General features: G+C 60.6%; 19 protein-coding genes. 2 read left to right on the plus strand and 17 right to left on the minus strand.

Annotation, left to right across the window (positions count from 1 at the left end; genetic code table 11):
• The first annotated feature begins 29 nt into the window (after nucleotides 1–29).
• Nucleotides 30–1,331 carry a divalent metal cation transporter gene (locus M5B42_RS12920; protein WP_248746055.1) on the plus strand — a complete coding sequence of 434 codons (1,302 nt, stop codon included), beginning with the start codon at nucleotides 30–32 and terminating at the stop codon, nucleotides 1,329–1,331.
• Nucleotides 1,332–1,400: 69 nt separating this feature from the next.
• On the opposite strand, the gene M5B42_RS12925 is transcribed toward M5B42_RS12920, so the two are convergent.
• From M5B42_RS12925 to M5B42_RS12995, 15 genes are all read right to left on the minus strand, one after another.
• Nucleotides 1,401–2,297: a serine/threonine-protein kinase gene (locus tag M5B42_RS12925; RefSeq protein ID WP_248746056.1), complete on the minus strand. Its 897-nt coding sequence runs from the start codon at nucleotides 2,295–2,297 to the stop codon at nucleotides 1,401–1,403.
• A 47-nt stretch (nucleotides 2,298–2,344) separates the two neighbouring features.
• The gene (locus M5B42_RS12930) at nucleotides 2,345–3,076 is read right to left on the minus strand and encodes a PP2C family serine/threonine-protein phosphatase (RefSeq protein ID WP_248746240.1); all 732 of its coding nucleotides are present in this window, start codon (nucleotides 3,074–3,076) and stop codon (nucleotides 2,345–2,347) included.
• Complete coding sequence (gene tssM / locus M5B42_RS12935; RefSeq protein ID WP_248746057.1) at nucleotides 3,073–6,495, minus strand: type VI secretion system membrane subunit TssM; 3,423 nt, start codon at nucleotides 6,493–6,495, stop codon at nucleotides 3,073–3,075. Before tssM ends, M5B42_RS12930 begins: the two co-directional genes overlap by 4 nt.
• Nucleotides 6,492–7,373, minus strand: a complete 882-nt coding sequence (gene icmH, locus M5B42_RS12940) for a type IVB secretion system protein IcmH/DotU (protein WP_248746058.1) — start codon at nucleotides 7,371–7,373, stop codon at nucleotides 6,492–6,494. The genes tssM and icmH overlap by 4 nt, the downstream gene beginning before the upstream one ends.
• Before the next feature lie 2 nt (nucleotides 7,374–7,375).
• Nucleotides 7,376–8,707, minus strand: coding sequence for a type VI secretion system baseplate subunit TssK (gene tssK / locus M5B42_RS12945; protein ID WP_248746059.1), 1,332 nt, complete (start codon nucleotides 8,705–8,707; stop codon nucleotides 7,376–7,378).
• Nucleotides 8,704–9,195, minus strand: a complete 492-nt coding sequence (gene tssJ / locus M5B42_RS12950; protein WP_177098669.1) for a type VI secretion system lipoprotein TssJ — start codon at nucleotides 9,193–9,195, stop codon at nucleotides 8,704–8,706. Before tssJ ends, tssK begins: the two co-directional genes overlap by 4 nt.
• Nucleotides 9,188–9,967, minus strand: a complete 780-nt coding sequence (locus tag M5B42_RS12955; protein ID WP_248746060.1) for an FHA domain-containing protein — start codon at nucleotides 9,965–9,967, stop codon at nucleotides 9,188–9,190. The genes tssJ and M5B42_RS12955 overlap by 8 nt, the downstream gene beginning before the upstream one ends.
• A gap of 201 nt (nucleotides 9,968–10,168) precedes the next feature.
• Nucleotides 10,169–11,647, minus strand: coding sequence for a sigma 54-interacting transcriptional regulator (locus M5B42_RS12960; protein WP_248746061.1), 1,479 nt, complete (start codon nucleotides 11,645–11,647; stop codon nucleotides 10,169–10,171).
• 2 nt (nucleotides 11,648–11,649) lie between these two features.
• The gene (gene tssG, locus M5B42_RS12965) at nucleotides 11,650–12,657 is read right to left on the minus strand and encodes a type VI secretion system baseplate subunit TssG (protein WP_248746062.1); all 1,008 of its coding nucleotides are present in this window, start codon (nucleotides 12,655–12,657) and stop codon (nucleotides 11,650–11,652) included.
• Entirely contained in the window at nucleotides 12,621–14,414 is a 1,794-nt protein-coding gene (gene tssF, locus M5B42_RS12970) for a type VI secretion system baseplate subunit TssF (RefSeq protein WP_248746063.1), read from the minus strand. Before tssF ends, tssG begins: the two co-directional genes overlap by 37 nt.
• Nucleotides 14,415–14,417: 3 nt before the next feature.
• The gene (tssE, locus tag M5B42_RS12975) at nucleotides 14,418–14,834 is read right to left on the minus strand and encodes a type VI secretion system baseplate subunit TssE (protein WP_177098674.1); all 417 of its coding nucleotides are present in this window, start codon (nucleotides 14,832–14,834) and stop codon (nucleotides 14,418–14,420) included.
• Between the two features lie 4 nt (nucleotides 14,835–14,838).
• Complete coding sequence (tssC, locus tag M5B42_RS12980) at nucleotides 14,839–16,308, minus strand: type VI secretion system contractile sheath large subunit (protein ID WP_248746241.1); 1,470 nt, start codon at nucleotides 16,306–16,308, stop codon at nucleotides 14,839–14,841.
• 34 nt (nucleotides 16,309–16,342) lie between these two features.
• Nucleotides 16,343–16,849, minus strand: coding sequence for a type VI secretion system contractile sheath small subunit (tssB, locus tag M5B42_RS12985; protein WP_248746064.1), 507 nt, complete (start codon nucleotides 16,847–16,849; stop codon nucleotides 16,343–16,345).
• 20 nt (nucleotides 16,850–16,869) lie between these two features.
• Nucleotides 16,870–18,426 (minus strand): type VI secretion system protein TssA, encoded by a 1,557-nt coding sequence (gene tssA, locus M5B42_RS12990; RefSeq protein WP_248746065.1) that lies wholly within the window; start codon nucleotides 18,424–18,426, stop codon nucleotides 16,870–16,872.
• A gap of 215 nt (nucleotides 18,427–18,641) precedes the next feature.
• Nucleotides 18,642–18,824 (minus strand): hypothetical protein, encoded by a 183-nt coding sequence (locus M5B42_RS12995; RefSeq protein WP_248746066.1) that lies wholly within the window; start codon nucleotides 18,822–18,824, stop codon nucleotides 18,642–18,644.
• Nucleotides 18,825–18,959: 135 nt separating this feature from the next.
• On the opposite strand from M5B42_RS12995, the gene M5B42_RS13000 reads away from it, so the two are divergent.
• Complete coding sequence (locus M5B42_RS13000) at nucleotides 18,960–20,405, plus strand: DHA2 family efflux MFS transporter permease subunit (protein WP_248746067.1); 1,446 nt, start codon at nucleotides 18,960–18,962, stop codon at nucleotides 20,403–20,405.
• Here M5B42_RS13000 and M5B42_RS13005 read toward each other — a convergent pair.
• Complete coding sequence (locus M5B42_RS13005) at nucleotides 20,402–22,483, minus strand: EAL domain-containing protein (protein WP_248746068.1); 2,082 nt, start codon at nucleotides 22,481–22,483, stop codon at nucleotides 20,402–20,404. The two genes, M5B42_RS13000 and M5B42_RS13005, sit on opposite strands and share 4 nt — an antisense overlap.
• Before the next feature lie 275 nt (nucleotides 22,484–22,758).
• Nucleotides 22,759–23,643: a LysR substrate-binding domain-containing protein gene (locus tag M5B42_RS13010; protein ID WP_248746069.1), complete on the minus strand. Its 885-nt coding sequence runs from the start codon at nucleotides 23,641–23,643 to the stop codon at nucleotides 22,759–22,761.
• Nucleotides 23,644–23,711: the final 68 nt, after the last annotated feature.

Consider the following 23,711-nt stretch of genomic DNA (forward strand, 5'->3'; position numbering starts at 1 on the left):
TCCCGGCGCAGCACTCTTGAGGTGTATCGATGGACGTTGAACGCGCTCCCCGTACCAATATTTTCCGGGTTCTGTGGGGGCGCCTGAAAGAGCACCCGCTGTCGAAGCTGGGCCCCGGGCTCATCACCGGCGTGGCCGACGACGACCCTAGCGGCATCGCCACCTACTCACAGGCGGGCGCCCAATTCGGCTTGAACATGCTGTGGACGATGCCGCTGACTTTTCCCCTGATGGCCGCCGTTCAATCGATGTGCGCCAACCTCGGCCGAGTCACCGGCAAGGGACTCGCGGCCAACATCAAGACGGCCTTTCCACCCATTGTGCTACAGAGCGTCGTTCTGCTCCTGCTCATCGCCAATACCCTGAATATTGCCGCTGACGTGGCCGCCATGGGAGAGGTGGCGGAACTGGTCAGTGGCATCAACCGACACCTCATGACCGCGCTCTTCGTCTTCGGGACACTGGCACTGCAGATGTTCGTCCCTTACCACCGCTACGTGTTTTTCCTGAAGTGGCTGACGCTTTCGCTGCTGGCTTACGCCGCCGTACTGTTTACCGTGCATATCCCGTGGGAGCAGGTCGCCCTGCGTACCGCCTGGCCCCACTTCACCCCGGACGCGACCGCTGCCGCTGTGGTCGTCGCGATGTTCGGTACGACCATCAGCCCTTATCTGTTTTTCTGGCAGACCTCGGAAGAAGTCGAGGACATGCAGAACCCACCCCTGAATGCACCGCTCAATCAAGACCCGCGCGAAGCGCGCAAGGAGTTGCAACGTATCCGCTGGGACACCTGGAGTGGCATGCTCTACTCCAACATCACCGCCTACTTCATCATTCTCGCGACGGCCGTAACCCTGAACGTGGCTGGCGTGACCGACATCAACACCGCGGCACAAGCCGCCAGCGCCCTGCGGCCACTGGCCGGTGACTTCGCCTACCTGCTCTTCGCCCTCGGCATACTCGGCGTTGGCATGATCGGCGTACCGGTGCTCGCGGGCTCTGGCGCCTACGCCCTTTCCGAAGCGTTGGGCTGGAATGAAGGCCTCGAACGTAAAGTGCGCGACGCCCGGGGGTTCTACGGCATCATCGCCATCAGCGTACTTGCCGCACTGGCCATCCAGTACTCGCCCATCAGCCCCATGAAAGCGCTGTTCTGGAGTGCCGTGATCAACGGGGTCGTGGCGGTGCCGCTGATGGTGGTCATCATCATGCTGGTGTCGAAGAAATCGGTGATGGGTGACTTCACGGCAAGCCGGCCGTTGATTGCCCTGGGCTGGGTGGCGACGGCCGTGATGGGGGTGGCGGCGGTGGCGATGTTTGTTCTGGGGTAGGACTCAATGGGTCAGGGCCTTTATTGATTTTGTGCTTCAGGTGCTCCGATGGGATGTTGCCGAGACGGACTAGCAATGGAGCCAAAGGCGCGGCCAGCGGCGCCGGAGCGGGACCTTGCGAAACGCCTCCAGCAACTGATCAGTATTGATGCTCCGCTGCTCGGGGTCGAAGCTCAGCGTCTGGCGCAAGGCAGGCCAGAGACGGCCCGGCAGTTGTGCCGGACGTCGCAGGGTTCGCTCCAGACCTTGGTCCCTGGCCTTGAGCGCATCCAGACGATGGAAAGGGTGCATGCCGCTGGCCAGCTCATACAGCACGCATCCCAAGGCATAGATGTCCGTCGCGACCGATAACGGCGCCCCTTCCAGCAGTTCGGCTGCCGCATACGCCGGTGTCCAGGCCTTGAAGCGCGACCGGTTCAACTGCGCCAGCCCGGGCAACACACCCGCCATCGGCCGACCCAGGCCGAAATCGAACAGCCGCGGGCCATCCTTCGCCAACAGGACATTGCCGGGTTTCACATCGCCATGCAGCACCCCGCGCTGGTGCACATGGGCCAATGCCTCCGGCAGGCCAATGGCAATAGGCTGCAACACAGGCCAAGACAAGCCCTCGGGCCGCTCGCACAGCAACCGGTCCAGGCCCATTCCCTCGATCAACTCCTGGGTCATGAAGGTCCGCGCACAAGCAGTGTCGACTTCAAAACTGTAGGTACGTACCACACAGGGATGACACAGCCGTCGCATCAGGGCGAACTCGCTGTAGAGCAACGCACTGGCATCCGTGACATCGACAAAGTCGGGATTGAGCAGTTTCAACGCCACCCAAGGCGCCGGATCACCGAACTGCTCGTGCAGCAGATCCCGGGCCCGGTACACCACCCCCATTGCACCCGCCCCCAGCAGACGTTCGACACGGTAACGTTGCGCCAGAAGCAAAGGCAGTTCGCTGAGACGAGCCGTTGCCAAGGGTTCAAGACCTGGCAGGCAACCCTGTTGCCAGGGCCGAGGCGCCGTCATCGCTGCACGACCACGGCCGTCAGGTTGTCCTGCGCCGGACCGGCCAACGCGCACTCGAACAGTCGGTCCACCGCCCGGCGAGGTGAGCCGAGAGCCAAGGCGCCGCTGAGCTGTGTGTTGTCCACTGACTGATAAAGACCGTCACTGCATAACAGAAACGCGTCGCCCGGACGCACCTCGAACGTCAACACCTCCAGGCTCAGACGCGGCTGAGCACCGACCGCCCGTGTCAATGCATGATCGCCCGACTGTCGAGCTGCCCCCTCGGTCCCCCCGGGTTGCTCGGAGAGCCTTTGCTGCCAAAGCGAGTGATCCTTCGACAGCTGGTACAGGGATTGGTCACGCCACAGGTAACAGCGACTGTCTCCCGCCCAGATGCAGATGCCCTTGCCCTGCTCGACCAGCAGTGCAACCACGGTGCTGCCGATCACTCCACCCTGACGGTCGCACGCCAGGGTCAGCTCCTCGGTCAGGCGCCGGTTCAGCCAGTGCAGGCAACGCCTGACCGCTTCGCCGCGCAACTGCACATCAGGTTCGGGTGGCAGCATCGCCAGGTGGTTGACGATCAACTGGCTGGCAATGTCCCCCGATTGATGCCCCCCCAGACCGTCGGCCACGGCCCACAGGCCCAGGGCCGTACTGTCGAGAAACGCATCCTCGTTGCGCGTCCGAACCTTGCCGGGATCGGTACGCCCGGCGCTGCAAGGGAATTTCGAGCGCACCATCAGAGTTGCGCCGGCAGTTGAAAGCGCCGCACCGTTTCCAGTTCAAAAGGATTCGGTGAGCGCTGGCTGGCCAACAGGTAGTTGAATCGTGCCCCCGCCAGGTCCGCCTTCATCACCAGGACATCACGGCCACTGAGGTATTCGGTCTGCATCAGGTCCAGCAGGCGAAACAACGACCAGGGCCCGGTGTTCTTCTCGATCCCGACGGGACGCTCGGCCACCCGCTCCAATACCAGGCTGGTGCGTCCATCCTCGACTTCGCTGGGCCAATGGAACAGCACCGGTACCACCGGACCATGGCGGTACTCCATAGACTGATTGCCGAAACGGAACTCGGCACGGCTGACCACCGGGTCCAGCGTGTAAGGTTCTAGCCGGAAGCGAACCGACGGCTCCGGTGAATCGGGTTCGAAGAAGCTCTGGCGAATACGTTGCGCCCGCCCCATCTGTTGCAGCACCAGCGATGACATCGGCAACCCGAGTCCATCCACGCGACGCAACTGGTAGGCCCCCGACTCGTGGCTGACAAAAGGCCTCAGGTAATCATTGAAGAAACGTTCGACGACGCCTTGGGCCTTGAAAAACTCACGAAAGTCATTGAGGGCTACATCGCTGCTGCTATGGGCATGAAACGGATAACGCTGATGAATCGACTCCTTGTAGAAGCCATACACCTCATGCTGGTAGCGGCGGTCGACGTACTGATGGGCCAGCGTCAGGACCTGTCCCCAACTGTGATCGGCGATCACACCGAACCACTCGCTTACCGGCACCGGCAAACGGGCGGCGGCGGTACGCAGGTGCGTCATGGCATCGCGCTGGCCGCTCATTCGCGACTTTGCCAGTTCAAAAGCGGCCTGTTCCGGTTGATGGGCGCGCACCAGGGTCGCCAGTTGAGCCTGTAATTCGTTCAGCGCCTGCAAGGCCATGCGTAACTCGGCCGTGGGTGCCCCTTCATCGTCGAGCAGGTGGTGCAGAGGCTCGAAACGACGCTGCAAGGCCTCTCGACCGGCACTCGGCAAGCTGTTTGCCACGGCACCCGCGGCCTGGTCGGCGAGCACTGCCAAGGCTTTGCCCGGAGTGGCCGGCATGGCGTCGGTAGTGCCCTTCTCGCCATCGCTGCCCGCCGAGAAACGGGTATTTTCTCGCACCAGCGCCAAGGTCTTGATCAACGGCGAATCAACCGCGGACAAGGTCGTCAGGTAGCCGCTGCCCAAGCTCGCCTCCAGTAGCGGCTGCAGGGACAACGCCGCCACCGCCTCGCCCCAGTGCCGTGCATAATCGGAAAAGTAGAGTTGCTCCAACTCGACCATCAATTGACGCAACTCGGCGGCGCTCAGCGTGCGTTCTCCGAGCACCCAGTGCTCACGCTGGATCTGTCCGGCCAACGACGTGGCCAGGCTCAGGGCAAACTGCTGATAGCCGCGCTGGGTATACAAGCCGGCAATCCTATGATCGATGCCGGCCAAGGCGGCGCCCTGGCTGCCGAGATGCTGGCTGAGGCGATAGTCGGGCAGACGGCCGCCGTTCTGGCGCAAGCTGCGATAGACCACGCTCGCCAATGCCTCCTGGCGCAACAACTGGCGGGTTTGTGCAACCAGGTTGTCGTCGAGCGAATAGCTGAACGGTTGGGCCAGCAGACGATCCAGATGCGGCTCCAGATCGCCCGGCAGGCCCGGCTGTGCCTGGTGCTGGGCGGACCACTGGACAAGGATTTTCTCCTTGAGCCAGGACGCTTCGCGATGCTCGACCAGGCCCAGCATCAGGTAGGCCCGCAGGCTGTCGAGAAGGGTTTCACGATCAGGATGCTGACCACGCACCTGAGCCTCCAGACCACGGGCGATGTAAGGCAACAGCCGCTCACGCAGCGTTTGTTCGTAGGCCCGCTCGACCGGCGGCCGACTTTCGCCACCCTGGTAGAGGCCGTTGCGCTCGGACAGAGGTACCTCGCCGGGCGCCGGAAAGACCTGGGTCGCGGCATAGCTGATCTCCAGCGCCGCCAGCAAGGCTTGCCCGTCGTCCTGTGTAGCCGGAAGCAGCGGGTGTCGTGTCAATTCCCGGGCAAACTCACGGATTCGCTCAAGACGCTCATGATTGGAGGAAAAACCAATGCTCCAGATCAGCCCGAACACGGTCAGCACCCCCAACGCCGCGCCATACACTGCCTTTTGCCCCCACTCGATACGGCGTCGCTCTCGCCCGTCGAGCCCGGCGACATGCGCCTCGGGAAACACCACCTGCTCAAGCAGATCGGCGATAAAGCCTGGACGCTGGTCGCGCGCACACGTCAGGTAGACGCCGCGCAAGCGCAGGTCGCGGGAATGACTCTTGCCTGAAAACACCGCCTCGATGAAGCTCCCCAGTGGCGTGACGATACGCTCCAGGTGACGGGGAAACGCGAGAATCCGTGCGCGACGCTGGAGCAGGCGTTCCTGATGCAAACGTTGAATCAACTGGCTGTTGAGGCGCTGCAACAGGGCATCGAACATCTCCCGAAACACAGCTTTTCCAGGGCTGGACAGCGTCTTGGGGAAACTGAAACCCAGGACCTGCCCCCACTCCTCCCGTGACAAGGAATCAAAGAACTCCTCAAAACCAGCCAAACTATCGGCGTGGCTCAACACCAGGTAAACCGGCACCTCAACATGCAACGTCCGGCGTATTTCCAGCAGCCGTGAACGTGCTTGCAGCGCCAGCTTGTCGGCGGCCTGATCGTCCAGTTTGTCCAGGCTTTTCAGCGAAACCACCAGCAGAACACCATTGAGCGGCTGATGGCGACGACGGCGACGCAATAGCTCCAGTAGCGCCGACCAGACTCGGTTGTCGACAGCACCGTCGGGTTGCTGCAAATGCCCACCTGGTGCTTCAAGCAGCACCGCCGGCGCGGCGAAAAAGCCCTGGATATCCTGCCCATCTCCACCGCTGATCCGGGATTCCTCGTCTGCGGATCCCAGAACGGGCTCGAGCCCAAAACCTTCCAGCAGCGTGCTTTTCCCCGCGCCTTGAGGACCGATTACCAGGTACCAGGGCAGCGCTTTGCGTCCCTGCTTACCCTGACGTCGATAGAGTTCCGCGCTGTTCAAACGTCGCACCAATACCTGTAGACGCTGCTGCTGAGTGTCCAGGCGCTTATCGAGTCGGCGTTGCGTCAGCAGCCGTGCGTGGCTTGAATTCCTGTCTGCCTCGGCGTGCTGACGAAGGTTACGACGCCAACTGACCACGACCATGGACAGCCCCCAGCCCAGGAACAGCACGCTGATACTCAACAATCGGGCCGCGGCGGCGGCCCAGAACCGATAGTCGGCCACGGCGAGCCAGGGCCCCGCGAACCAGATGAACAAGGCCATGCCCAGCACCAGCAACAGGCTCCAGCACCAGGTCTGGCACAGCCCGGTGATCAGGCTCTTCAACATTTTTTTCATTTCACATCCTTGCGCAGATCGACCATCGGCGGGTTCAACGGTGGGTAATGTTGCAGCACCAACTTTCTCTGCTCCCCGAGCACCCAGGCAAATCCGCCGTACATGACGCCCAGGCAGGTCAGGGTAAAGAGTGGTACCAGCCAGCCGGGGACCGAGCGGACCCGTCTTGCCGGTTGCCGTCCCACCCCCTGCCAGCAGGGCGACAGCTCTCGGGCGGGCTCACCGCGGAGCTGACGAATCTGTCGATAGAGACTGTCGCGGGTGGCGTCCAGCGCCAGGGAACCGCGGTTGGCGATGCGGTATTTGCCTTCAAAACCCAACGCCAGGCAGAGGTACATGAGCTCCAGCAGGAAAAGGTGCTTGACCGGGTCCTGCAACAGCCGCTCCAGCAACTGGAAGAACTTCTCGCCACCAAAGGTCTCGTTGTGAAAGCGGCTGAGCAGGCTCATCTTCGACCAATGACCCTCCTGGCTGGCGGCAGCGCTCATGACCGCCTCGTCCAGCGCGGTACAGAGCACATAACGGGCGCTCATCACCTGGCTGGCCTCCAGCTCCAACTGCAGGGCGCGTGCTTCGAAAGCCTCGAGTTTCAACACCAGGCGCTCGTGTAGTGCACCCAGGCTACGGTCGCTTTCGTGACGACTGATGGCCGCCAGTTCTTCCAGCAGATCGGCCGCGGCGATCACCAGGCGGTTTATGCCCTGGGTAAGGGTTTCTTGCGGCCGGGTGCGGGAGGCATGAATCATCCGCGCCTGTAACTGCTCGACCTTCGGTACGGCATCGGCGTCCGTCAACGGCCCCTGGAACACGTTGCTCTCGTCGAGTCCGACCAGTACCGTCAGGTCGTCCCGGGGGGCCTGGGTTTCGTCCTTGTGCATGTTCAACTCCTGATAGCCCAGAAATGCAGTTCAAGTTCACCAAGCTCGCCCGACTGGTGAAAGGCGAACCCACCCGAACGGGCCAACTGCGCCAGTTCCTGGGCATTGGGCTCCAGGCTGAAATAGGTCTGGCCCGAATCAAAGGGAATCTGTCTCGGCGCGACGGGTAATGGCGTCACGCGGATGCCGGGCAGGTGCAGATTGACCAGGTCGCGAAGCCCCTCGACAGTGCCGACCTTCAAGTGCGCGGGCAGGCGCTGACGCAATTGCTCGCGGCCACAGTTGGCACTTGCGGCGATCACGAAGGTGGCGGAGCCGATCAGGTCAGAGTCCACCAGGGGAGAAACCAGGATGCCGTAATGGCGGGGCTCCAGGATCAGCTCGATGGCATGCTGTTCAAGGACCATGGACAGCAACTGACGCACCTCGACCATCAAGGCGCGAAAACTGCCGCCCTGGTCACCGTGTCGATAAGCAGGCACGAACTCAGGACGCCGGGAGCCGGCGGAGAACGTGGTCAACTCGCCGAGCACTTCGAGCAGCAAGCGATAAAGGCGTTCCGGGTGCAGCCCGGCCTGCTCCTGATGGTGGCGCAGCAACAGTTCGGTACGGTTGATCATTTGCAGCATGATGAACTCGCCCACCTCTGCCCCGCCGACCTTGCCATTGGAACGTATCCGCTCGGCCAGGCAGTGAGCTCGATTGTCCAGCAAGGCGATCACTTCCCTGAGGCAGGCACTCAGGAACTCGGAGGACTGCGTTTCGATCACCGTCGGCATGAACTCGGGGTCGAGGCTGATGGTCCGGTCGGCATTGCTGCCCTGTATCTGGCACAACGGCAGCTTGACCCAGGCCTGGTCGTTGCCTGACTCCCCCGCCAGCAATTGCAGATTGGGTTGGGCGCAGAGGATCGAACTGCGGGTCTGCGCGCCGGCATTGGAGTCCATGACTTCGGCTTCATAACTGCAATAACGCGCCAATACCTCTTCCTGGCTCGCTGACCGTGCCTCGATGTGATGACCCGTGACCAGGGGCAACGCCAGGTAGATCGGCATGGGACCACTGTTAGCCGGTATCTCCAGCATCAGGGGCTGGCGGCTGCCCTCCCTGTCGAACAAGCTGCCATCGGGCAATACGCCGGCCGCCCGATTGAGCACGACCTGGCCGATCTGCAGGAACTGCGGGTCGATCTCCACCTGGGTAAACCCCCAGAAATGACGGCTCGACAAGCGGGTCCGGGTCTTGAGTTGGTGGTCGTAGTACCGATCGTTGTGTTGCAGATGCTGAGGACGCAACAACATCCCTTCCTGCCAGATGACTTTGTGTCTGTTCATGGTCGGTGCTCCGTCCGGTCAGGTAATCCGGAAGCTTGATGAATGCCGGTGTGATCGAGCACCAGTCGGATCTCGCTGCGCTGGGTGTCAGGCAAGGTCAGGACGTGGCGCCAGCGGGTGTGGGGCAGATCGCGATAGGCCGCCAACAGCCCCACGTAGCGGCTGCCCGGGGCGATGCGCAGCTTGAGCGCCAGGTCTTCCCCGGGACGTAACTCCAGCTCCTGGGTGGCAATCAGATCCTGGGGAAGAGACTCCCTGGCGCGGTCGTAAAGACTGAAAAAATCGGCGTTTTCGAAGGCCACCGGGTGTTTGAGTTCAAACAAGCGCAACACGATGGGTGACGGTCGCCCATTGAGGTCGTGGTTCAACTGCTCACTGGCCTTCAGTTGCAAGTCCAGCTTGGTGACCGACGAAAAAGGCGATAGCGCCGAGCAGCCCGACAGCAGCCAGATAGCCGCGCCAAGTAACAACGAGCGGATCTCAAACATGCTCGTTCCCCTGGCTCGCGGAACGGGAAAGCCTGTCGGTCTGGCGAGCCAGTTGTGAACAGCTCGCGAGAAAATCCGTGGCGCTGACATGCCGTGCCAGTCGGGCGGCCTGCAGGGCCAGGTCTTCACGGCTGTGCTCATCGAGATCGCTCAGGTCGACACCCAGCACACGGCCGAAACGTTGCCAGAAATCAGCCGAGGGTGGCCCTGGCGAGTGCCTGCTGGCAATGACTGTCGAGGTGCCCCATTCGGGCAGTGGCACACGTTCCATAAGCCCGGGAGCATGATCCGAGTGCATCGACACCCGAGCGCTGGCCGCGGCGCTCAAGTGGTCCAGTTCACTGTAGATACGCTCCTGTTGATCCAATGCCCGCAACGGGTCGAGATCGAGCAGGACAGCCTCCGCCAGCTCCGGCCCGGGTTGAGGCAACGGCCTGACCACCGAGGGCCGTTGACGCAGATTGGCGCGCAGCTCGATACCTGCCAGCACATAGACTTCGCCGTCCTCGATACGCTGCTCGCGTCCTCTGGCCAGGAAGGCGCCACCGGGTTTGAGCTGGATGCCGTTGCGACTGGTATCGGTCAGGTAGAAAGCCCCATCGTGATAGCTGACCAGCGCGTGAAAACCGGAGAGATGCCGCGCCGGATCGACAAGGCTCAAATGGCATTCGGGGGCACGCCCGATGGTGCCGCCAGCGCGGGTGAAGGGACGGCTTTGCAAGGGACTGCCGACTCCCCTCTGTCCGGCGGACACATGAAAAATCAGTTCCATGAAACAGCACTCCTTGAACTATGAACGGCGATCGACCGCGGTGGCGTCACCCAACGAGCGATAGGCCTCGTCGTCAAATCTGTAGTTGCCGCTGCAACTCCAAAGCACAGCGATCACCAGCAACAGACACACACTCGATAACCAACGGCGAACAGACATTGTTTTCTCCACTAACAAAAACGAATACGCAGGCAGAACCGCTCAACTCGCACACTGGGCAAGATCGATGTTCAAACGCGCCATGCGATACAACAGGGTGCGACGAGGCAGCTCCAACTCACGGGCCACCTGGGATTTGTTGCCGCCGTTCTCACGAAGGGCCGTCAACAACAGATTTCGCTCTATCTGATCCATCCGGTCGCGCAGGCTTTTGCGGCCAGGGGCAGAACGCCCGGGATGCAAGGCAAAATGCCCGGCCAGCAGGACATCGCCCTCGCACAACAGAACGGCACGCTCCACCAGCGCCTTGAGCTCGCGAACATTGCCGGGAAAACCATAGGCACAGAGTTGCTCGATAGCCCCGTGCGACCATTGCAGCGGCGCTCGTAGCAGGCGCTGGCAGGTGCTTTGCGCAAAGTGTCGAGCCAGTAGCTGGATGTCGCCTTCGCGCTCACGCAAGGGCGGCAGCTCGATGGGAAACTGTGCCAGGCGGTAGTAGAGATCTTCGCGAAAGCGCCCGCTGGCCACCAATGCGGAAAGGTCGTGATGGGTTGCCGCGAGAATCCGGACATCTACACGATGGCTGTCATTGCAGCCCAGGGGACGGATTTCACCTTCCTGCAATACGCGTAACAGCTTGGCTTGTAGTGGCAACGCCAAGTCGCCGATCTCATCGAGCAACAAGGTCCCGCCATCGGCCAGGTCAAAGAGGCCACGGCGATCCCGATCAGCCCCGGTAAAAGCCCCCTTGCGAAAACCGAACAGCTCGCTTTCCAGCAGATTCTCAGGAACCGCGGCGCAGTTCTGCACGACGAAAGCACGGCTACGTCGAACACCATGCTCATGGATCGCACGCGCCACCAGTTCCTTCCCAGTGCCCGTCTCACCGCCCAGCAGGACCGTGAAATTGTTGTCCAGTACCTTGCCGATCAACCGCCAGGTTCGCTGCATGACCGCGCTGGAGCCGATCATCCCGAAGCGCTCGGTACCCTGCACAGGCAGACGAGCCGTAGTAGGTGGAGCAGATTTCAACAGTGGCAGCTGGGCCAATACCAGCGTTCCCAGCGCACCCAGCGCTTCCTCAAGGCCGGCCGGATCGATGCGCCGGGCGCTCGCGCAAACCAGCACACCCTGCTTGTGCCCAGGCAACGCAATGCACAGCAATGAGCGCCAGGGCTGTTCACTTCCCGGTAGAAAGCCGGTGTCATGGAGCCTGTCGTCAAGGTCGGCCAGATACAGCGATCGACCTTGTTCAAGGACATAACGTAGCAACGGCGGCACGGCCTGAGATTGAAAGGACCTGGCGAGCGAGCTGCTCTTGAACTGCGGTATATATTCATGACTCAGATGCAGGGTCGAGTCCTGCTCGTCCAGCCAGTACAACTGGCATAACTCGCAGACACTCAGCTGGCCCGCCATGCAAACGAATTCTTGCAATAGCGAGACGCTATCTTCTGCACGCGCCAGCTGAGCCAGTTTGGCCACCAGAGCCCTAGCCTCGTTAATCAACATAGTTGCCATGCTCAATAAAAGGTGTGATCAACCGTGACCGTGCCGTCGGATTTTTCCGGTTCCAGCCAACTGGACCAGCCCAGGCGACAGCTGTTTTCCGCACCCAGATGCAAATCTCGCCGCTGCGTCTCGCGTAACACCAGACGCACATCGAAGTTCAGTGGATCACGCAGGGTAAAACGCACCAACGCATTCAATATCGGATGGTTGGAACCACCGGGAAGAAACTCATGAAAACCCAGCCAATCCAGGTTTCTGATATGAACACGAAACTTTCCACTGCAGTCCGATACACAGGTTCCCAACACCAGATCATGTCCCAATGAACTGTTGGCAAGACTCAAGCGGTTCCGTTGATCCGGCACAATCATCAGCGTTCGCTTGACGCACTGCTCTATGGTTATTTCAACCCGGTTGAAGTAGTAACGCAGCACTGCCTCGATCAACGCCGCGCAATGGGCCCGCTGGCTCAGCAGCCCCAGATAGGGCAGCAGGCGCTTCCAATCCAGCTCCTCGGCCTGGCGAATATCCTCTCCCCCCAGGCCCGCCAGGGCATAAAGTTGTTCGGACAGCGGATCCGTGGCGCCATGGCGAAAACGCTTGTAATAACGATACTTCTGCCAGACGGGTAATATCAGCCGTTGAAGACGGTGATGAAAGACATCCAGGAAAGCTCGGGTTGCCTGTCCGGTTTCTGTTTCCTGAAGTACCTGTTCGGCATAAAACATCGGCAATGGAGAACTGGCACCACACAACGCCATCAGGTTGAAACGCAAACACGCACGTAACGAACCGGCCTCTTCAAAGAACGTCACCTTGTCAACGTCACTGCCGGGAAAAGCAAAACTTGGGTTGGCCTGAAATTCAAGTTTCTCGTACAGGCTGTCTTCATCCAGATCGGGGTAGGCTTCACGTAATCTGGTAATCACCACCCGGACGGCTTGAAACAGCGTGTATTCTCGAATCGTACAGGTCAACGCATTCAAAACAGCGGTTGTTGCCCCAAACGTGGCGTCCATTTATAAACCTCTCCCTTGGCACTGAGAACGTGCAACTCATGAAATGAATTAAGTCCGACATACAGTGCGAAAAACTCGTTGAGTACCGTGGCAAACAGGAACAGGTCGCCTTCTCCGCCAAAGTGTTGCGGGTCCATCGCCAACTCCGTGCGCAGGCCTCGCAGGGGAAGACCGCCATAAAGTCGATCGGTCGCTTGATGGCGGATGGACTTGAGACCGGCGAGGCGCTGCTGGCTGACTTCCTGCAGCCGCGTGTCGTGGTGACTGGCAAAGTCATAGGTCTCGAGCACCTTGCGCAGTGCCGTGATATTGGCCAACGACAAGTAATTCAGTGACATGTTGCTGATGAGTTTCCAGAGCATGCCCTGCCCCAGGGGCGGCGGATAAAAGCGACTGGCCGGGGTGATATTGCGAAAACTCAAGGACTCCGGAAGACCGCTGCCGGCATGACAGATATCGCCCACTGAAAGACGCTGGGGCAGATTCTGATTGGTGCAGGTGAGTTCAGTGGATAGCGTCTCGGCCAGTAACACACCCTCGCTGCTAAAGCGCACATAAGTGTCCAGACCGTCGTGTGCCAACGAAGGGCGCTGACGCAGGGTGTAATGCGCGACCGACTGCCCCGGGCCGCAATGGCTATCGTGCTCGAAGGATTCGAAAGGCACAAAATCACGATAACCCAAGCCTCCCGCGCGCCACCCGGTCATGCGATCCACCGAATACACACCGCACTGACCGGCCTCGTACTCGGTCGGCAGCAACAGGTACTCGTCCTGCTTGCCATCCAGTTGCAGGGGCAACCCATCGTGCGGGAACAAATTGACAATGGGTGTGCAGTACAACTTGATGTTCTCAAGCGTGGGCCGCAACTCCCGCGTCTCATCCGCCGCCTTGATCGTGAAACGAACTTCCAACCCACGCACGTTGGCCAGGACATCGTCCGGGAACTGCTTCAAGGCCTCCAGCCCGAGCAGATCGACAAACAGGAACTTCTCCTTGAAGGAGAAATACTCCTGCAACAGGCGATAACCGCGGAAGGTGTTGAGCGGGTACGGAATCAAGGCTTCGTCTTCGGCGAAACCCACGGGTGACATCGATTGGGCCGCCAGGGAAAACGACTGCGGCATTCCCCCGTTGTCCAATAGTACCTGCCCATCACGGCCCAGTAATACGACACTAATGCCTTGCAGATGACGTGAAAAATTGAGATAGAGCATCTGGCTGATATAACGCTCACCCGCCAGGTGCAGACGCAAGCGTTTGAGTTCCAGCTGCCCCAGGTGACCTTCGCCCGTCATGTTCAATTGCAGGCTCAACAGGCTCCGATCACCCTTTGTCGAATAGCTCAAGGCACTCAAGGCAAGTGGCAGCACCTCAGTGGAATAGCAGGTGCGAAAACGGCAACGCACACCGTCGATACCACGGCTCTCGACCGACGAATGACGAGGTATCTCCAGCGCCGGCGCGGCCAACGGCGACGGATCGAACTCGAGCACACTGAAGGCCGGCAATGGCCGCATATAGTTGGGCCATAACAGTTGCATGAGTGAGTGCGTCAGTTCCGGCAGTTCGTCATCCAACCGTTCGCGCAAGCGCCCGGTCAGAAACGCGAACCCTTCGAACAAACGCTCGACATCCGGATCACTGCCACTCTCCCCCAGAAAAGGCGCCAGGGCCGGATTACGCTCGGAAAAGCGCCGACCGAGCGTGCGCAGGGCACTCAACTCACTCTGGTAATATCGATTGAACGACGACACAGCTCACTCCTCATCCGCTTTGACGGTCACTTCGCAGCGCTCATCCAGTACCGCCAGAAAACGGACCCTGTGTTTCAGATTGCCCACTTCGAGCATTCCCTCGATGCTGAAAGACAGCCTCAGCGAGCCCGGCGCAGAAGAACCGGGCACGACCGAAACGGCAGAAAGTCGCGGCTCATAGGTTTCTATGAATTGACCTATGGCCCGGGCGGTTTCGACCAGGACGTCGTACTGGCTCAGGCGCATATCGTTGATATCCGGAAGGCCATAATCCGGCAGCGCCTGGACGCTGCCTCGCCGACTGCCCAGCATCCGTGTCAAGTGGCTGGCCACCGACGCATTGACCGCGCGTTCCAGGCTCCAGCCCTGGCGATGCAAGGCCTGGCCACTCAACCGTTCGAACAGACTGCCGTAAGCCATGGCCTTAGACCGGTTGGTCTTTATCGAGCTTGCCGACCAGGGACAACGTGAAGTCGGCCCCCATGTACTTGAAGTGCGGTCGAACGCTCAAGCCGATCCGGTACCAACCCGGCTCGCCCTCGACATCGCTGACCGCGATGTTGACTGCCCGCAAGGGCCGTCGTCCGCGGACTTCCGCACTGGGGTTGTCCTGATCGGCGACGTACTGGCGTATCCATTTGTTCAGTTCCAGCTCCAGGTCGGTGCGTTCTTTCCAGGAACCCAGTTGCTCGCGCTGCAGGACTTTCAGGTAATGTGCCAGGCGGTTGACGATAAACAGATAAGGCAGCTGTGCACCGAGCTTGTAGTTCAGTTCGGCATCCTTGCCCTCTTCGCTGTTGCCGAAGAACTTCGGCTGCTGAACGGAGTTGGCCGAAAAGAACGCGGCGTTGTCGCTACCCTTGCGCATCGCCAATGAAATGAAACCCTGCTCGGCCAATTCGTACTCTCGGCGGTCCGACACCAGGATCTCGGTAGGAATCTTGGTCTCGATTTCACCCATGCTTTCAAAATGGTGCAGAGGCAGGTCCTCCACCGCCCCGCCGCTTTGCGGCCCGATGATGTTCGGACACCAGCGGTACCGGGCAAAACTGTCGGTCAGCCGGGTGGCAAAGGCGTAGGCGGTATTGCCCCATAGGTAATGCTCGTGATCGCCACTGACGTTTTCCTTGTAGACAAAGGTCTTCACCGGATTGTTTTCCGGATCGTAAGGGCTGCGTAGCAGAAACCGTGGCAGTGTCAGGGCCAGGTGACGCGCATCTTCCTGCTGCCGGAAGCTCTGCCATTTGGCGAATTGCGGTCCCTCGAAGTGATCCCGCAGATCCTTTATGTCGGGCAGCCCGGTAAAGCTCTCCAGGCCGAAGAAACGTGGGCCGGCAGCGGCAATGAACGGCGCATGGGCCATGGACGCCACGCTGGCGACATACTGCATCGTTCGCACATCGGGTGCACTGGGCGAAAACGCATAGTTGCCGATGATCGCTCCGACCGGCTCACCGCCGAACTGGCCGTACTCCGCCGTATAGACATGCTTGTAGAGACCCGACTGGGTCACTTCCGGAGAGTCTTCGAAGTCCTCCAGCAGATCCTGCTTGGAGACATTCATCAGCTCGATCTTGATGTTTTCACGGAAGTTGGTCCGGTCCACCAGCAGGTGCAGGCCACGCCAGGACGACTCCAGGGACTGGAATTGCTCATGGTGCAGGATTTCATCCATCTGCCGGCTGAGCTTCATGTCGATCTGCGCAATCATGCGATCGACCAGGGCCTTTTTGACCGGCTCGCCGCTGTTCTGTGGTTTGAGCAACTCCTCGACAAAGGCGGATATGCCGCGCTTGGCCACCTCGTAGGCGTCGTCCTCGGGGGTCAGTTTCGTCTCGGCGATGATGCAATCGAGCACGCCATAGTCCGAGGTCAACTCACGGTGCTGCTGCAGGGTATCGTTAGTAGTCACAATGGCTTCCTTGTTATCAGTTGGGTTCGGCGGGCGAAGGGTCCAGGCCGAGTTCAATCAGTGCCCGGTCGCGCAACTGTCCATCGGCAAGCACACCTTCTATCGCGCGCCTGAACGCTGGCGCATTACCCAATGGCCCCTTGAGGGCAACCAATGCCTCGCGCAGGGCCATCAGCTCCTTGAGCTCGGGAATCTGCTCGACGAGATGGGCCGGGCCAAAATCCTTCATGCCACGCACGCTCAGGTCGACCGCCAGTTCCGCAGCCGGCTGGTTGTCCTTGAGTACGTTGCGTACATTAAACTGAAGGCGCAGTTGTTGTTTTTCCATGACATCGTCAAAACTGTTCTTGTCGATGCTGATGGGCTTTCGGTCCTCAACTTTGCGTTCATCCGGACGCTGGACAAAATCGCCGACCACCAGAAGTTTCAAGGGAAGTTCCACATCCTCCACGGCGCCGCCCTGCGCTGGTTTGAATGTAATATTGATACGTTCCTTCAAGGGTTGAGAAGATTCTCGGGCCATGGGCTACTCTCTTTTCCATTTTAAATAATGACCGCGTCAAGATTCAGATGACAAAGACGGCGATACGCCCGCGCCCTGTCTTCTTGCGTGTCGGTGGTTTCAGGCAGTGCTTCAAAACACTGATACAGCAGATGCAATACTTCCGCGGCCAGATCCGGTTCCCAAGTCTGCAATCCCGACGCCTGTAGCTGTTGATCGAGGGCATCGAGTTTCAACCTGGCCAACTCGTACTGCCTGGCCTGAAAGCACAACTTGACTAGCGCCAGCTGCCAGAAAAAAACGGCGCGCTGCCCACGGGCCGCCTGCATGCCCTTCGTCAGTAACTGGACCGCGGACTTGAAGCCATCCTTGAGCAATACCGGCTGAACGTCCTGCAGCGCCTGCTCCCAGGCCGCATCGACCGGCACTCCATCGCGGGCACTCGGCGCTACAGCCGGTCGCAGATGCAATAAAACACGGCTGCTGATCCAGCCTCTTGTCGCGCCATCCGCAAACGGCACACCATCGTGGAAGCGCAGTTCGGCGATGCCGGGAAGCCGTTCGAGAAACAGCGCAAAATGCAACTCCAACTCCCGCACCGCCTGGCTCAGACTCAAGGCCTGAAGGCACTCCCAGAGCATGCGCAGACCATCGAACCAGAATGGCGCCCCGGTCAGCGTGGCTTCCAATTTTGGCAACAACGCCTCATGGTCACCGCGTGCCAAGGCCTCGGCGTAGATCCTCAGCGTATCCAGCGGTGGCGCCCTCAATGCCGTGATCTGCTCGCCGTCATGCTCCGGCAGCCGTTCGATGGGCAGCCAGAGCAGCGTCCGACTCAAGCCCAGTGCCTTGGCCGTCGCCGCTTTCTGGCGTAGCCACCAGGCACACAACGGACGGGCCAGTTCCTGTTGCAGACGCAGGCTTTTCTGCGCCTCCTTCTCGCCATCAATGCGAACTCCATGGGTGGATGAACCGGAAGCAGCCGAGGGCGTCCAGGCATTCATGTCCGCTGCCTGGGACGACTCGGACCGGCGAGCCGATGGGCGATTGGCCCAGCTCGACAGGCGCCGTGCAATCGGACTGATCTGCGGAGCTTCACCGGCCAGCCGCTCATCCAGCAGTTTGTCCAGCTCATTGAGGCGCGCCGCCAGCGCGGTAAGAACGGACGCCTGCTCGACCTCCCGGCATTCACCTTCCAGCGCCTTTTCGATTTGCGCGATCAGCCAGCCGATAGCCGCCGAGCGGGTACGCGGCTTGAGCGGGTGCAGCACTGGCCAGTGGTATTCACACAGGTGGCCGACCAACTCCAGCCCGGCCAGCAAGCCGGGGAACGCCGCCTGCTTATAGAGCGCCCAGGTCATCCAGCAAGCGACCCGCAGATCCTTGGAGTGATGACGCAGGATTACCTCGCTTTCGACCTTGACCTTGTGCCAATCCACTCCGTCGGTGGCACAAGGGGAAAGAGCCTTGCCCAACTCCCGCTCGATACTTTCGTACTCACCGGAAAAGCGCACGTCATCGCCGGCAAAGTTATCAACGAAAACCGGAACGCTCGCCAACTCGAAACAATAAGACTGCAATATGCTCGGACAGGTCATCCTTGGCCTACATAAAATTAATCAATAAAAAAAGCCGAATATCCAACAACACAGTATTACAAACCCACAAGAAAACGCGATTTTTCCTAATCACCAAACAAGCTTAGAAGTTGATTGCTATGTTCACAATGGAAAAAACCACAGCAGCACGTAGGAAATGTCTACATAAAGAATAAGATCACATGTAACTCCCAAAAACATTAAAACCACCTAAATCATTCCACTTCTAACAACAAGGCCCAGCAATACAAAAACATAAAACCAGACACTTCATTTTTTCCATATAAGGTGCCCTGCTCGGTAACCAGACCTTCAGCCACTGGATCGGCTTCAGCCAGACGCTGCTGTGCGATCGGCGTTTCCTGGATCTGCTGAGCATGGGCAGACGGACTTTTCATCAGACGTACTGGGCGGCATGGCCTTCGACATCCACTTTCCGATCCCTGAGCCCTTAACAACCTCCCTACAATCTCTCTATTGAGCCATGCTCTGCCCGCGACCTAAACTCCCCGGCCCTCACACGAGAAGCCCTCATGACAGCACCTGACTCCCCCATCGCCGGGTCGGACCACCGCTGGCTCGCCTTGATCGTCCTGTGCCTCGGGGTACTGATGATCGTGCTCGACACCACCATCGTTAACGTCGCGCTGCCGTCGATCCAGACCGATCTGCACTTCACGCAAACCTCCCTCGCCTGGGTGGTAAACGCCTATATGCTGACCTTCGGCGGCTTTCTACTGCTGGGCGGTCGCCTGGGTGATCTCTACGGCCATCGACGCCTGTTCCTGCTCGGTATCGGCTTCTTCACCCTCGCCTCGCTGGCCTGTGGCCTGGCCCACAACCAGGAAACGCTGATCTGGGCCCGGGCCTTTCAAGGCCTGGCCGCCGCCGTGGTGACCGCCGTGGCCCTGTCGCTGATCATGGACCTGTTCAGCGAACCGGCCGACCGGGCCAAGGCCATGGGCGTCTACGGTTTTGTCTGTGCCGGTGGAGGTAGCCTGGGCGCCCTGCTCGGCGGCGTGCTCACCAGCACCTTGAGCTGGCACTGGATCTTCCTGGTCAACCTGCCGATCGGCGTGGTGGTGATCGCACTGTCCCTGCGCCTGCTCTCGAAAACCCTCAACCAGCACCCGTCCCGCGACCTCGATGTGGCCGGCGCACTCAGCGTGACCGCCTCGCTGATGCTGGCGGTCTACGCCATCGTCAATGGCAACGAAATGGGCTGGACATCACTGCGCACCGTCGCGCAACTGCTGATTGCCGTCGGCCTGCTGCTGGCCTTCCTGGTCATCGAGACCCGCGTAAAAGTCCCGCTGATGCCGTTGCGCCTGTTCCGCCTGCGCAACCTGGCCATCGCCAATATCATCGGCGTGCTCTGGGCCGCCGCGATGTTCGCCTGGTTCTTCCTGTCGGCGCTGTACATGCAGTTGGTGCTGGGCTACACGCCCTGGGAGGTGGGACTGGCGTTCCTGCCCGCGAACCTGATCATGGCGGTCTTTTCCCTGGGTATCTCGGCCAGGCTGGTGATGCGTTTCGGCATTCGCCTGCCCCTGGCGGTCGGGCTGGCGCTGGCGACCCTGGGGCTGCTGCTGTTCGCCCAGGCGCCGGTCGACGGCCACTTCCTGCCCGACATTCTCCCGGGCATGCTATTGCTCGGCCTGGGCGCGGGCATTGCCTTCAATCCGTTGCTGCTGGCGGCGATGAATGACGTCGCGCCGTCCGAGTCGGGGCTGGCTTCCGGCGTGGTCAATACCGCTTTCATGATGGGTGGCGCGCTGGGATTGGCGGCACTGGCCAGCCTGGCCGCGGCGCGTACCGAATCGCATCTGGCAGCAGGAGTGTCGGCACTCTCGGCCCTCAACGCCGGCTATCAGAGCGCCTTTCTGGTGGGCGCGGTGTTTGCCGCGCTGGGTGCGGGCCTGGCCGCGGTCATGATGCGCAACAAAAGCGGTGAAAGCCTGGGTGGTGCCGAGGCCTAGCTTGCAGCCTGACGTTCGAGCCGGCCGATATCAGCCATGAATTTCTCCGCCGGCAAGGGGTGCCCCAGCAAGTAGCCTTGCAAGGAGTCGCACCCCAGGCGGGTGAGAAAGTTCTGCTGCATGTCGGTTTCCACCCCTTCGGCGACAATCCGTAACCCCAGCGCCTGGCCCAGGGCGACAATGGCCGAAACGATCGCCGCATCATCGGAGTCATGCTCCAAGTCGCGGACAAAACCACGGTCGATCTTCAACTCGTTGGCCGGCAGGCGCTTGAGGTACATCAAGCTCGAATAGCCGGTGCCGAAATCGTCGATGGACAGGTCCACGCCCATGTCCGAAAGCTTCTGCAACACTTCCATACTCGCATCGGCGTCACTCATGGCCGTGGTTTCGGTGATCTCCAGGGTCAGGCTGTTGGCCGGCAACTGATGCCGGGCCAGGGCGTTGGCCACGCTGTCGACCAGGCCCACATGGCAAAACTGCAGGGCCGAGAGATTCACCGCGATACGCCAGTCCTGGTAGCCCTGCTCATACCACAAGCGCATTTGCCGACACGCTTCGTTCAGTACCCAGTCGCCGATGGGGATGATCAGGCCGGTCTTTTCCGCCAGGGCGATGAACTTGTCCGGCAGCAACAACCCTTCCTCGGGGTGCTCCCAGCGCAACAGAGCCTCGGCGCCGATCGGTGTGCCCTTCAGGGCGTCGAACTTGGGTTGGTAAAAAAGACGGAACTGTTGCTGTTCCAAGGCCTGGCGCAGGTCCTGCAAGAGTTGCAACTGCTTGCGGGCGTTGCTGTTCATCGAGGCATCGAAGAAGCTGTGGCCGTTTTTGCCCGCCCCCTTGGCGTGATACATCGCCGCGTCGGCGTTCATCAGCAATTCTTCGGCGGTCTGACCGTTGCCCGGGAACAGCACGATGCCGAGGCTCGCGGAGATCAGCAGGTCGTGGTCGCCCACCCGGAACGGCCGGGAGATCAGGCCGACCTGACGCGACGCCACTTGCAGCGCATCGTCCGGCTCGGCCAACTGCACCAGCAACACGAACTCATCACCACCGATGCGCGCCAGGGTGTCCTGGCCGCGCAGATCTTCGCGCAGGCGCAGGGCGACTTCGCGCAGCAACTGATCGCCCATGTGGTGGCCGAACGCATCGTTGACCGGCTTGAAGCCGTCCAGATCGATAAACATCAGCGCAAAGCAACCGCCTTCGTCCGTGGCCTTGTGCATCGCCTGGTCGATCCGGTCCGCCAGCAGCACACGGTTCGGCAAGCCGGTCAGGGTGTCATGCAGCGCCAAATGGATGAGTTCCTGGTTCGCCTGACTCAGCGAATTGGCCAGCATGGCGGTCCGGGCTTCGAGTCGGGCATCGAGCAGCGAGGTCAACAGGGCGATGGACAGCACCGCCAGGCTGGTGACCAACACCAGATTGTCCAGCCCCTTACCGGACAACCCGCTGCCCACCGCGCCACAGAAACTGCCCTGGCTGAAGTTGGCGGCCGCCATGCCGGTGTAGTGCATGCCGACAATCGCCAACCCCATGACAACCGACGCACCGCTACGGGCCAGGCGCACATAGGGTGTGCTGCGCCGCAGGTGAAAGGCGATCCACAAGGCCGCCGCCGAGGCCACCACGGCAATCACCAGTGAGGCGCCGAACAGGGTCGGGTCGTAATCGATACCGGGCTGCATCTGCAGTGCCGCCATGCCGCAATAGTGCATGGCACTGATGCCAGCCCCCATGATCAGGGCGCCGAGGGCCAATTGCACCACCGGCAGGCTGGGCTGGCTGACCAGCCAAAGGGCAAAGCCGCTGGAAAGAATCGCAATCAGCAGTGACAGCAACGTCAGTGGGCCGTCGTAGGCCAAGGCAATCGGCAGCTTGAACGCGAGCATGCCGATAAAGTGCATGGACCATACCCCCACGCCCATGGCCATGGCACCGCCGGCCATCCACAGGTACACCGCCCGTCCGCTGGCCGTGGCAATGCGCCCGGCCAGATCCAGCGCGGTATAAGAGGCCAGGATCGCCACACAAAGGGACATGAAGACCAGCGCGGAGGAATAGCTACCAATGAGCATGGCGAATCTCTGAAACATCGAACCGGGCAATGCCCGAACTCGGTGAAAAAACGGCGGATTGTACCTGCTTCCCTGCGAGTGCACGGTGGAATATTGGCTACTGGCCATTATTCAGGAGGACCTGCCCGACGTATAGGTCAGCGCCCAGGGAAGACCGACCAACGGCATGCTGTATCGATTATGCGCAGGCTCGACCGGCCCAACACTATTTGACGTGCTGGTCGCCTAATCGATGATAGCCGATCAGGCGTAAGTCGCTCCGGTCTCAGGCCTGATCAAGCCCTCTCTCCCGGAGATTCACGTTTGACCCGCTCGATATAACGCGCCACCGCCGGGGCCTTTTCAAAACGCCGATAAATCAGCGACAACCAGGAACTTACCTCGCAGCCGTGGATCGGTCGATACACCACATTCGGCAGGTTCACATGGCCGACCACCGATTCGGGCACCACCGCCACGCCCTGCCCCAGGGACACCGCCGCGATCACCGCCACCAGCCCGCCGGGCTGCGGCCCCAGCTTCGGCGCATAACCACCCTGGGCGGCGACCTGCAGGGTGCCGCTGATCTGCTCCGGCAGAATGAAGGTTTCATTCTGCAAATGTTCGGTGCCGATCTGTTTCAGACGGCACAACCAGGCATCGTCCGCCACGGCCAGCACAAACCCTTCGGCGTTCAGGCGCACCGCATCCACGCCCTCGGGCAAGGACATCGGCGAGCGCACATAACCGATATCGAAACGTCCCTCGGCGATCAACCCAGGCAGCACCGCCATCGGGCTTTCGCGCACCGTAAGGCTGACCTCGGCGAACTCCCGGCCGAAGGCCTTGACCTGGCGCTGCAGCACCCCGGAATACACCGCCGAGGCTACATAACCGAGTTCGATATGCCCGACTTCACCGCGTCCGGCCCGCTGCGCATTGCGCTGGGCGAACTCGAACTGGCGTACCGTTGCTTCGGCTTCCGGCAGCAGTGCCGCACCGGCTTCGGTGAGGGTGACCTCGCGCTGCCCACGCAAAAACAGCCGGGTGCCGAGAGCGACCTCCATATCCTGGATCTGTCGACTAAGGGTCGGCGGCGCGATATCCAGCTGCTCGGCCGCCCGGGTGAAATTGCGTTGCCGGGCCACCGCCAGGAAATAGCGGAAATGACGAATTTCCATACAGGCATTAGCTCAAAGGTAATGAAGTACCGAAGCCCACCTAACAAGGTCGCGTACAGCCCGCGATA

It is taken from the genome of Pseudomonas sp. MWU12-2037 (genome assembly GCF_023242345.1).
Classification (GTDB): domain Bacteria; phylum Pseudomonadota; class Gammaproteobacteria; order Pseudomonadales; family Pseudomonadaceae; genus Aquipseudomonas; species Aquipseudomonas gingeri_D.

Coding starts and splice junctions, on each gene's coding strand:
- M5B42_RS12920 (WP_248746055.1), top strand. CDS start 30: ATGGACGTTGAACGCGCTCCCCGTACCAATATTTTCCGGGTTCTGTGG.
- tssM (WP_248746057.1), bottom strand. CDS start 6,495: ATGAAAAAAATGTTGAAGAGCCTGATCACCGGGCTGTGCCAGACCTGG.
- icmH (WP_248746058.1), bottom strand. CDS start 7,373: ATGCACAAGGACGAAACCCAGGCCCCCCGGGACGACCTGACGGTACTG.
- tssK (WP_248746059.1), bottom strand. CDS start 8,707: ATGAACAGACACAAAGTCATCTGGCAGGAAGGGATGTTGTTGCGTCCT.
- tssJ (WP_177098669.1), bottom strand. CDS start 9,195: ATGTTTGAGATCCGCTCGTTGTTACTTGGCGCGGCTATCTGGCTGCTG.
- M5B42_RS12955 (WP_248746060.1), bottom strand. CDS start 9,967: ATGGAACTGATTTTTCATGTGTCCGCCGGACAGAGGGGAGTCGGCAGT.
- M5B42_RS12960 (WP_248746061.1), bottom strand. CDS start 11,647: ATGGCAACTATGTTGATTAACGAGGCTAGGGCTCTGGTGGCCAAACTG.
- tssG (WP_248746062.1), bottom strand. CDS start 12,657: ATGGACGCCACGTTTGGGGCAACAACCGCTGTTTTGAATGCGTTGACC.
- tssE (WP_177098674.1), bottom strand. CDS start 14,834: ATGGCTTACGGCAGTCTGTTCGAACGGTTGAGTGGCCAGGCCTTGCAT.
- tssB (WP_248746064.1), bottom strand. CDS start 16,849: ATGGCCCGAGAATCTTCTCAACCCTTGAAGGAACGTATCAATATTACA.
- tssA (WP_248746065.1), bottom strand. CDS start 18,426: ATGACCTGTCCGAGCATATTGCAGTCTTATTGTTTCGAGTTGGCGAGC.
- M5B42_RS12995 (WP_248746066.1), bottom strand. CDS start 18,824: ATGAAAAGTCCGTCTGCCCATGCTCAGCAGATCCAGGAAACGCCGATC.
- M5B42_RS13000 (WP_248746067.1), top strand. CDS start 18,960: ATGACAGCACCTGACTCCCCCATCGCCGGGTCGGACCACCGCTGGCTC.
- M5B42_RS13005 (WP_248746068.1), bottom strand. CDS start 22,483: ATGCTCATTGGTAGCTATTCCTCCGCGCTGGTCTTCATGTCCCTTTGT.
- M5B42_RS13010 (WP_248746069.1), bottom strand. CDS start 23,643: ATGGAAATTCGTCATTTCCGCTATTTCCTGGCGGTGGCCCGGCAACGC.